We start from the raw sequence: 3,235 nt of genomic DNA, 5'->3' as shown, positions 1-3,235 counted from the left end.
GGCGTCGTGTCAGTCACCGACAATGCTGGCTGACCCACCGCCTTCGCGAGCAAGCCCGCTCCCACAGTGATTGATGGTGTCTGAATGATTGAATGTGGTTATTCGGCCCAAGGCGCCCGGCGCGAATCATCAAGCCCCAGCAGGTAACTGGTCCCACCGAGCTGGCTCATCTGCTGCCGAATCCACCCGGCCCGGCGCGACACATACGCTGTCGGATGGCTGGCGCTCCACACTCGCGGGTTAGGCAGCACCGCCGCCAGATAACTCGCCTGCTGCCGCGACAGTGACTTGGCGCTCACACCAAAGTGATGACGTGCTGCGGCTTCGGCACCAAACACCCCGTCATCCCACTCGACGCTGTTCAGGTAAACCTCAAGAATCCGCTGCTTGGGCCACAACACCTCGATCAGTGCGGTAAACCATGCTTCCAGGCCTTTGCGCAGATAGCTGCGACCGGACCACAGAAACAGGTTCTTCGACACTTGTTGGCTCAAGGTGCTGGCACCGCGAATCGAACCGCCGAGTTCGTTGTGGGCCAGCGCAGCCTGAATCGCGCCGAAGTCAAAACCCCAGTGCTCGGGAAACTTCTGATCTTCGCCGGCCATGACCGCGACCTTAAGGTCGTCGGAGATCTCGTCCCACGGTTTCCAGGTGCGCTGCAGGTCAATCGGCTCGCCGTCGACCCAGGATTCGATCTTGCGCTCGACCATCAGCGCCGTGCCCGGCGGTGGCACGAAGCGAAACAGCAACACCAGCAATACACTGCCGCCCGCGAACCAGAGCAGGGCCTTCGTGAGACGACGCAAAAGTGAACGCAGCATAGAGATGGCTTGGCCGAACCGATAGAGCGGGCCATTATACAGACCCTGCCGAACGAGTCTGACTGGAGTTCCACATGCTGCGTGGCTTTCTGATGCTGGCCGCTTTCTTTGGTTTTACCGGTGTGGGCCTTGGCGCCTTCGCCGCTCATGGCCTGAAGAGCCGCCTGACCCCCGAGTATCTGGCGATTTTCCACACCGGCGTGACCTATCAACTGGTGCACACCCTGGCGCTGTTCGGCGTTGCGCTGCTGGCCACGCAGATTCAGGGACGATTGGTGGCCTGGGCTGGTATCTCGTTCGCCGTCGGCATCCTGTTGTTCTCGGGCAGTCTGTATGTGCTGACCACCACCGGCATCAGCAAGCTCGGCATCATCACCCCGTTCGGCGGTCTGGCGTTTCTGGTTGGCTGGCTGTGTCTTGGACTTGCCGCCTGGCGCCTGCAGTAAACCGCTTGACGCTTGGTGCTGACCTTTAGGTCATGATCGGGCTAGAATGCCACCCCCTAAAAATGATGGCGGCCAGGCGCATGCGCATTCAGTTGAACGGCGAATCCCTTGAACTGCCCGACGGTGAAACCGTTGCGGCCCTGATTGCCCGTATGGACCTGACCGGTCGCCGGGTGGCAGTCGAACTCAATCTGGATATCGTCCCGCGCAGCCAGCATGCCGACACCATCCTGAACGACGGCGACAACGTCGAAGTGGTGCACGCCATCGGCGGCGGCTGATCGCCGGCCCGCAAGGGCACAGAATTCTGCAAGACCCTCACCCCTAAAGAGGATTCCCCATGAGCATCGTTCGCAGCGACAAGCCTTTTGTTCTGGCCGGTCGTACTTACCAGTCGCGTTTGCTGGTCGGTACCGGCAAGTACCGTGACATGGAAGAAACCCGTCAGGCCATCGAAGCCTCGGGTGCCGAGATCGTCACCTTCGCCGTGCGCCGTACCAACCTCGGCCAGATCGAAGGCGAGCCGAACCTGCTCGAAGTGCTGTCGCCGGATCGCTACACCTTCCTGCCGAACACCGCCGGTTGCTACGACGCTATCGAGGCCGTGCGCACCTGCCGCCTGGCCCGTGAGCTGCTCGATGGTCACAACCTGGTGAAGCTGGAAGTGCTGGCCGACCAGAAAACCCTGTTCCCCAACGTGATCGAAACCCTCAAGGCCGCCGAAACGCTGGTCAAGGAAGGCTTCGACGTGATGGTTTACACCAGTGATGACCCGATCATCGCTCGCCAACTGGCGGAAATCGGCTGCATCGCGGTCATGCCGCTGGCCGGTCTGATCGGTTCCGGACTGGGGATCTGCAACCCGTACAACCTGCAGATCATCCTCGAAGAAGCCAAGATTCCGGTGCTGGTGGATGCCGGTGTCGGTACCGCCTCCGACGCCACCATCGCCATGGAACTGGGCTGTGACGCGGTGCTGATGAACTCGGCCATCGCCCATGCTCAGCAACCGGTGATGATGGCCCAAGCCATGCAACACGCGATCGTCGCAGGCCGCTTGGCCTACCTCGCCGGCCGCATGCCGAAAAAACTCTATGCCAGCGCCTCTTCGCCGCTGGATGGTCTGATCAAGTAAGAGCCATTGATGACTGAATCGAACGACACGCCTCTCCAGACGGAAGAGGGCGACGAGCGCCAACACCGCCGCATCAAGAGCTTCGTGATGCGCGCCGGGCGCATGACCGAAGGCCAGCAACGGGGTCTGGACCAGGGCGCGCCGCTGTACGTGCTGCCGCTGGCCGACGCGCCGGTGGATTACGATCAGGTGTTCGGCCGCTCGGCGCCGCGCTCGCTGGAGATCGGCTTCGGCATGGGTCACTCGCTGCTGGAAATGGCTGCGGCGGCACCGGATCAGGACTTCATCGGTGTGGAAGTGCACCGTCCGGGTGTCGGCGCGCTGCTCAACGGCGTGCTGACTCAGGGCCTGACCAACCTGCGGGTCTACGATTGCGACGCGATTGAAGTGCTCAACCGCTGCATCGCCGACAACAGCCTCGATCGCCTGATGCTGTTCTTCCCGGATCCATGGCACAAGAGCCGTCACCACAAGCGTCGTATCGTTCAGGCGTCCTTCGCCGAACTGGTGCGCAGTAAGCTGAAGGTTGGCGGCATCCTGCACATGGCCACCGACTGGGAGCCGTACGCCGAGTACATGCTGGAAGTGATGAACGTCGCCCCGGGCTACCGCAACCTCGCCGAAGACGGCAAATGCGTACCGCGCCCGGCCGAACGGCCGATCACCAAGTTCGAACGCCGCGGCGAACGTCTTGGGCATGGCGTGTGGGATCTGAAGTTCGAGAAAATCTCCTGAGCATCACGCAAAACCCAATGTGGGAGCGGGCTTGCTCGCGAAAGCGGTGATTCATTCAACGTTGATGTTGACTGATACGACGCCTTAGCGAGCAAGCC

General features: G+C 61.5%; 5 protein-coding genes. 4 read left to right on the top strand and 1 reads right to left on the bottom strand.

Annotated elements, in window-relative coordinates; genetic code table 11:
- Window positions 1–98: 98 nt before the first annotated feature.
- Window positions 99–821, bottom strand: a complete 723-nt coding sequence (gene mtgA, locus QMX91_RS30075; RefSeq protein WP_134784878.1) for a monofunctional biosynthetic peptidoglycan transglycosylase — start codon at window positions 819–821, stop codon at window positions 99–101.
- Window positions 822–895: 74 nt separating this feature from the next.
- On the opposite strand from mtgA, the gene QMX91_RS30070 reads away from it, so the two are divergent.
- The 4 genes from QMX91_RS30070 (at window position 896) to trmB (ending at window position 3,137) form a co-directional block, all read left to right on the top strand.
- Window positions 896–1,267 (top strand): DUF423 domain-containing protein, encoded by a 372-nt coding sequence (locus QMX91_RS30070; RefSeq protein ID WP_134784877.1) that lies wholly within the window; start codon window positions 896–898, stop codon window positions 1,265–1,267.
- Between the two features lie 80 nt (window positions 1,268–1,347).
- Window positions 1,348–1,548 carry a sulfur carrier protein ThiS gene (gene thiS / locus QMX91_RS30065; RefSeq protein WP_167734067.1) on the top strand — a complete coding sequence of 67 codons (201 nt, stop codon included), beginning with the start codon at window positions 1,348–1,350 and terminating at the stop codon, window positions 1,546–1,548.
- Between the two features lie 59 nt (window positions 1,549–1,607).
- Complete coding sequence (locus QMX91_RS30060) at window positions 1,608–2,402, top strand: thiazole synthase (protein WP_007964131.1); 795 nt, start codon at window positions 1,608–1,610, stop codon at window positions 2,400–2,402.
- 9 nt (window positions 2,403–2,411) lie between these two features.
- Window positions 2,412–3,137 carry a tRNA (guanosine(46)-N7)-methyltransferase TrmB gene (gene trmB, locus QMX91_RS30055; protein ID WP_003229138.1) on the top strand — a complete coding sequence of 242 codons (726 nt, stop codon included), beginning with the start codon at window positions 2,412–2,414 and terminating at the stop codon, window positions 3,135–3,137.
- Window positions 3,138–3,235: the final 98 nt, after the last annotated feature.

The organism is Pseudomonas sp. PS01299 (genome assembly GCF_029960145.1).
GTDB classification, from domain to species: Bacteria; Pseudomonadota; Gammaproteobacteria; order Pseudomonadales; family Pseudomonadaceae; genus Aquipseudomonas; species Aquipseudomonas putida_A.
This window is presented reverse-complemented; position numbering and strand designations above follow the sequence as displayed.

Coding starts and splice junctions, on each gene's coding strand:
- QMX91_RS30060 (WP_007964131.1), top strand. CDS start 1,608: ATGAGCATCGTTCGCAGCGACAAGCCTTTTGTTCTGGCCGGTCGTACT.
- trmB (WP_003229138.1), top strand. CDS start 2,412: ATGACTGAATCGAACGACACGCCTCTCCAGACGGAAGAGGGCGACGAG.
- mtgA (WP_134784878.1), bottom strand. CDS start 821: ATGCTGCGTTCACTTTTGCGTCGTCTCACGAAGGCCCTGCTCTGGTTC.
- thiS (WP_167734067.1), top strand. CDS start 1,348: ATGCGCATTCAGTTGAACGGCGAATCCCTTGAACTGCCCGACGGTGAA.
- QMX91_RS30070 (WP_134784877.1), top strand. CDS start 896: ATGCTGCGTGGCTTTCTGATGCTGGCCGCTTTCTTTGGTTTTACCGGT.